3 protein-coding genes are annotated in these 5860 nt (G+C 68.6%); all 3 read right to left on the reverse strand.

Translation table 11 applies throughout. The features are described 5' to 3' along the window. A partial coding sequence (locus ACRDPS_RS15405) for a protein kinase domain-containing protein (RefSeq protein WP_431502528.1) occupies positions 1–1778 on the reverse strand: 1778 nt, incomplete at its 3' end. Then, the gene (locus ACRDPS_RS15410; RefSeq protein ID WP_431502529.1) at positions 1775–3985 is read right to left on the reverse strand and encodes a protein kinase domain-containing protein; all 2211 of its coding nucleotides are present in this window, start codon (positions 3983–3985) and stop codon (positions 1775–1777) included. The genes ACRDPS_RS15410 and ACRDPS_RS15405, both read right to left, overlap by 4 nt. Before the next feature lie 107 nt (positions 3986–4092). After that, a complete protein-coding gene (locus ACRDPS_RS15415; protein ID WP_431502530.1) occupies positions 4093–5649 on the reverse strand; it encodes an ABC transporter substrate-binding protein in 1557 nt (518 codons plus the stop codon). Positions 5650–5860 lie beyond the last annotated feature (211 nt).

The following is a 5860-nucleotide window of genomic DNA, read 5'->3' on the forward strand; positions in this document are numbered from 1 at the left end:
GTCCCCTGCCACGTACCTTCGTACCAGTCGGTGCTCTTGGCCCAGGTGTTGTCCGCCTTGCTGAGCATCACCGTGACATGGAGCTTGAGGTCCTTGAGCTTTCCGAGTGCCGCGTCGTCGGAGGGCAGCTTGGTCCCGTTGCCGACGGAGATCATGCCGATGTCGTCACGACCGTCGCCGTTGAAGTCGGTGCAGAACATCGCGAGGCGCTTCCCCGACACCGGCACCTGGATGGCGCCGTCGGGTTGGTCCTTGGCGTTGGAGTCGACCTTGAACGACGATCCCGCCCCGGAGATCTGGACGACGTCGACGCGGCCGTCGGCATCCAGGTCACCGAGCAGGTTGCCGTACTTGAGGTTCTTGGTGCTGCCGGCCTCGAAGCCCTTGCCGGTGGACGCGAACGAGGTGGCGGCGTTGGACTCCCAGTTGAAGCTGACGTCACCGAAGGGCGCGCCGAGCACCAGGTCGCCCTTTCGGTCCCCCGTGACGTCTCCCCGAACCGCGGGCTTGGGCTTCACGGGGGTGTTCTCCGTGGTGGTGAGGGTGACCCCGAGCGCGACTCCGCCGGCGACGATGACGGCGAGGGCCGCTCCTGCCGCGATCCACCACTTGGTCCTGGCGCGCTTGAGCGTGACGGACGCGCCGGAGGCGAACCCCATCTGGCGACCCGCCATGGCGGCGAGCCGGTCACGCACCCTCACCGCGTCATCGGTCCGCTGGGCGGGGTCCTTGGTGAGCAGACCACCCTGGCCGGATAGAAGGTCGTTGGCCTGGAGCGTGAAGTCGTCACGGCCCGGCAGGGTGGGGATCGGCTGGGAGGCGTGCGCCATCGCCGTCTCGACGTCGTTGGCGCCGGGGTAGGGGACCGACCCGGTGACCAGCTCGTAGAACAGGCAGCCCAGCGAGTAGAGGTCGCTCGCCGGCGTGGCCGCGGCGCCCATCGCGCGCTCGGGTGCGAGGTAGTCCCAGGCACCGGAGTGCGCACCAGGTCTGGCGTTGGTGGAGTCGTCCGCGCGCGCCGCCGCGAAGTCGGACAGGTAGGCGTACGGCGGGCTCTTCAGGTCGCGCAGCAGGATGTTCGACGGCTTCACGTCGCTGTGCACGACCCCGACCTCCGGGGAGTGGATCGCGGCGAGACCATCGGCGATCTGGGCACAGATGTCGGCAGCCACCGGCCCCGGGAAAGCACCATGTGCCGTCAGGTGGGTGCCGAGATCGCCGCCCTCGGCGTACTGGGAGACGAGGTAGGGGGCGCCGTCCTCGGTGCGTCCGTTGGTGTAGACGCTCATGATGTGCGGCGAGTCGAGCCTGGCCATGAGCGTGGCCTGCTTCTCGAAGCGGGAGACGAACTCCGGGTCCCTGGCGCTGCCACCCAGGAGAACCTTGACCGCTACGTGCCTGTCGAGGCGGGTGTCGGTGGCCCGGTATACGACCGCCGTGTCATTGCCGGCGACCCTCTGGTCGAGACGGTACGGCCCGATCGTGCCCGCAGTGGTGCCGGCAGTCGACTCCGGAGCAGCACCATGAGCCGGCGGGGTCTGGACCGCCGCGGGCCCGGTGACTGGCGGAGGCGGCGGCGTGGGCGCAGGCGTCGGCGGCGTCGTGGGCGGAGCCGGGGGTGGCGTCGTGGGCGGAGCCGGGGGTGGAGCCGGCGGGGCCGCCGACGGAACGAACGGGGGCGGCGGTGGGGGCGAGGAGGAAGGGCCGTCCGGCCGACGGACGCGGGGACGTATGACCGTCTTGTCGGGGTCGTCGGCGGCGTTGTTGGAATCGCTCATCCGAGAGTGCCTCCCATGAGGTTGTAGAGGTGTAGGTCGTCTGGGGACTTCTTCCAGGTCGCCATCGCGTGACCTTCGAACGGCCCTCTCTTCGAGGCCAGGGCGACATAGAACTCGTACGGGCTGCTGGTGGTGTCCCGATAGGTCGCGACGACATCGGTCAACCCGTCGCCGTTCACGTCGGCCACGGTGGCTGGGTATCTCGAGTTGTTCTCGGCCATGTCACGGGGCTTGGGCAGGCTCCCCCGGATGGCCACCTTGAGCTCCGCCATGTCGTCGCTGAAGGTCCCGACCGTGATCGACTGGCTCGACCCGCGGCCGTTCTCCTCGGCGATCACCTCGTCGCGGCCGTCGCCGTTGACATCACCGGCGAGGAAGGAGCTGATCCCTTGGTGCTTGAACGAGAACGGCTTCGCCGGCGCGACGGTCGCGCCATCTCCCTGGTAGAGGTCGAGCGTCGAGGTCCCGTTCGTCAGCGTCATGTCCTCCGGCGCCCCGTCGGCGCGGTTGAGCACCACCACGTCTGCCTTGTCGTCGCCGGTGAAGTCACCTACCGCCGCGTGCTCCGCCGGGGTGGCAGGGTAGGTCGCGAAGAGCTTCGGCTCGGCAAAGCCCGTCCCGGTGCCGCGGTAGACCCACACGGTGCCGTCACCGACCGTCCGTCCCTGCCTGTCGAGGTTGGGGTCGGGGTTTCCGTAGCGCGTCGACATGAAGAGGTCGGCGACACCGTCCCCGTCGAAGTCGGTAGCCCCCAGGTCGTAGTAGAACGTCGAGCCCGTCATCTTCTTGCCCTGCTCGACCACCCCGGCCGGCGCCTTGATCTCGCCTTCGAGCGCGCCGTCGAAGCTGAGCCCCTTCTTGCCCCGGACGAAGGTCACCAGCGAGTTCTCTCCGTCGCCCTTGAAGTCGGCGCACAACGGGAACACCTCGCCTCCGGTGTCATCGGTCGGGAGCGCGGGATCGTCGACGGTGACCGGCTTCGACGGGACCAAGGTGCGGCCGTCCGACTTCCACGTCACCACGTCGACCCCGTTCCCGTCGGGGTTGGCGACGTTCGTGACCACATCCCCGAACTTGTCACCGTTCACATCCGCGTACGCAGCGCCCTTGACGGTCGGCACGATCGGCTCGGGGCCGTGCTCGACCCATGGCTGAGTGATCGCCAGTGCCCCACCGACCCCGAGAGCCGCCACACCGACCATCGCCGCCCCTACCCGCAGGGGCGTGATCTTGGACGGGCGCTCCGCCTCCTCGATCAGGATGGCTTCGCTCTCGGACGGTGGCCGTACGGCGGCGACCGGGATCGGCGCCGGGTTGGGGTCCGTCATGGACGGCGCCGGCAGAAGCTGCGCGGGTGCGGTGATCTCCCGCAGCTTCAGCAGGTCGTCCTTGAAGGCCGTCGCGCTCTGGTAGCGGCTCCGCGAGTCCTTCGCCATCGAGAGCTGCAGGATCCGGTTGGCGGCCCGGGTCCACTCGTCGTCGCCGACGAACTGCGGGATCGGCGCGTTCTGGTGGGCCATCGCGACCTGCACTGCCGCACCCGAGTAGGGAACCTTGCCGGTCAGCGTGAACCAGAGCATGCAGCCGGCGGCGTAGATGTCCCGCGAGGGCGCCGGTGCGATCGGCCGGCCCTGCGCGTCGCGGTCATCGCGGATGTATTCCGGCGCCAGGTAGTTCCAGGTGCCGGTGACTCCTCCGGCGGGCGAGTCCGATGACGAGGTCGCGATCCCGAAGTCGCAGAGGAATCCGCCGAGGTCGATCGGGCTGTTCGGGTTGCGGATCAGTACGTTGGACGGCTTCACGTCCTGGTGGATGATCCCCGCCTGGTGGGCGTCGTGGAGCGCCTCCGCCACCTGCGCGTTCACCAGGCACGCCAGGTGTGGCGCCAACGGCCCCTTCGAACGTACGAGGCCGGTCACGTCCCCGCCCTTGATGAACTGGGTGACGATGAACGGGCTGCCCTGCTGCTCGCCGATGTCGTAGATCGCGATGATGTGCGGCGACCTGATCCGCGCCAGCGTCTGCCCCTCGCGGATGAACATGTCGACGAACTGCCGGTCGGCGAGGTGAGCGTGCACCATCTTCAGGGCGACCTGGCGTTCCAGCTTGGTGTCGAACGCGTCGTAGACGACGCCCATACCGCCTTCGCCGAGAATGCGATCCAGTCGATAGTGGCCGAACACAGTCCCGGGATGAAGCGTCGTCATGCCCGAACCTTATGTGCGCGACTCAGGAACCAACCACCCAAATCGCACGAGTCCTGACCGCGCGCGTTCATCACCCGGACAGTCATGGCCTGACCCGACAGATCAGGTCACTTCTTCGTCGGAGACCACTCCACCACGGTCGAGACCAGGGGCGCGACCGGGCCGGACCGAGGACGTACGTTGTCGACGCTCTTGTCGGCCACGGTGACGGTCGGGTTCATCGCGATAGGCACGATGATGGAGTCCTTGACGAGCGTCTTCTCGATCTTGACGCGTACGTCGCGGGCCGCGTAGGGGTCCGCGGTTCGCGCCAGCTCGTCGATGAGCCGGTCCCGCTCTCGGTTGCCGAGACCGGTCGCGTTCTCTCCGCCCTTGCTGCCCCACTGCTCGGCGATCTCGTCTGGGGTCTGCGGGATCGGGATCCGTGCGAGCACGGCATTCCAGCGGTTCCCAGCGAGCACCTTGTCGGCCGAGGGCGCGCCACAGTCGGTGGTGGTCCAACCCTCGTCGTCGGCGGCGTTCGCGAGGGCGTCGACGGCCCCCTTTGCGTAGGCGCTCGACTTGTCATAGGACACGCAGACCGAGGCACCACGCGGGGCCTTCGCGTCCTCGGAGGCCCCGAACTTGGTGGAGAACCCGGAGTCCTCGGTTGCGATCTGGTAGCCCTCCCCACCCGGCGGGAACAGCACGATGTCGGTGGCTTCGTACGCCTCGGCCCACTCGCCGGCGCCGCCCTCGGAGACGTCGCCCCTGGGGACGGCCCGCAGGTAGGCCGTACGCGCGTCCTTGCGCTTGAACACCCCACGGTCGGTCCGCAGGATCAGCGCCCACATGGTGCCGTCGTTCGCGTTCGCGACGCCGTAGTCGCGGCGCTCGAGGTCCCGCACCTGTTTCCGGTTGCCCTTGGTCGGGGTGACCTGGACGACGTCGACCTTGTCGCCGATGTTCTCGAGCGCGTCGGCCGAGCTCGGGGTGAGCCGGACCTGCTCGTAGGTCGGCTTGGCCTCGCCGGCGTACTCCGGGTTGGGCTCCAGGTCGACCTCCTGGCCGACCTCGTCGGTCGTGATCTTCGCGACCCGGTAGGGACCGCTGGAGAGCAGGGCCTCCTCGGAGGCCTTGCCGTCCTCGGCGACCGCGAACGCGGAGGTCCACGCCTCCGCGATCTTCGTCAGCTTCGCGGTGTCGGACTCCTCGATCGCGGTCTCGACGACCTCCTTGGCCTCGATCGGGTCCTCGATCTTCAGGGCCTTCTGCCCGACCACGTGAGCGGGGACGGCGACGTCCAGCGCCGTACGCCAGTCGACCACCGGCACCACGAGCGGCACCTCGATCGCGCGGGCGCCCTCGTCGATCTCGGGGATGTAGGCACTCTTGGCCAAGCCGGTCGTCACCCCGCCGAAGTCGACCTTGCCGTCGGGGCTCCCCTCCTTCGGGGTGCGGAAGTAGCCGGAGGAGGCCGCCCAGGCGAGCATGAGGTCCGCAGTGTCGATCGGCACCCCGTCGGACCAGCTGGGCTTGGCCAGGTCATAGCGCACCCGGGCCTGCTTGTCGTCGCCCTCCATCGTGACCTTGCCGAAGGTCTCGTCCAGCTCCACGGTGTCGTTGACCGTCCTGCCGAACCCCGCCCTCGTCAGCGAGGCGATGTCGAGATTCCCGTCGGTCACGTTCGCGGCACTGGCCGGGTTCGTGCTCGTCAGAGACCCCGCCCAGGCAACAGTGACCTCGGTGCCCTCCTCCACCGACGCCGGGAGATCACCCGAGCATGCGGTTGCGACGAGCGCCAGGCTGGCAAGAGAAACGAGCGCCGCTCGACGACGAGCCCCAGGATGCACCTTCAAGTCCCCTCTCCGAGACAACGGACGCCCAGATCCTAAC

The sequence above is a fragment of the Nocardioides sp. genome, from assembly GCF_050699375.1.
GTDB lineage: Bacteria > Actinomycetota > Actinomycetes > Propionibacteriales > Nocardioidaceae > Nocardioides.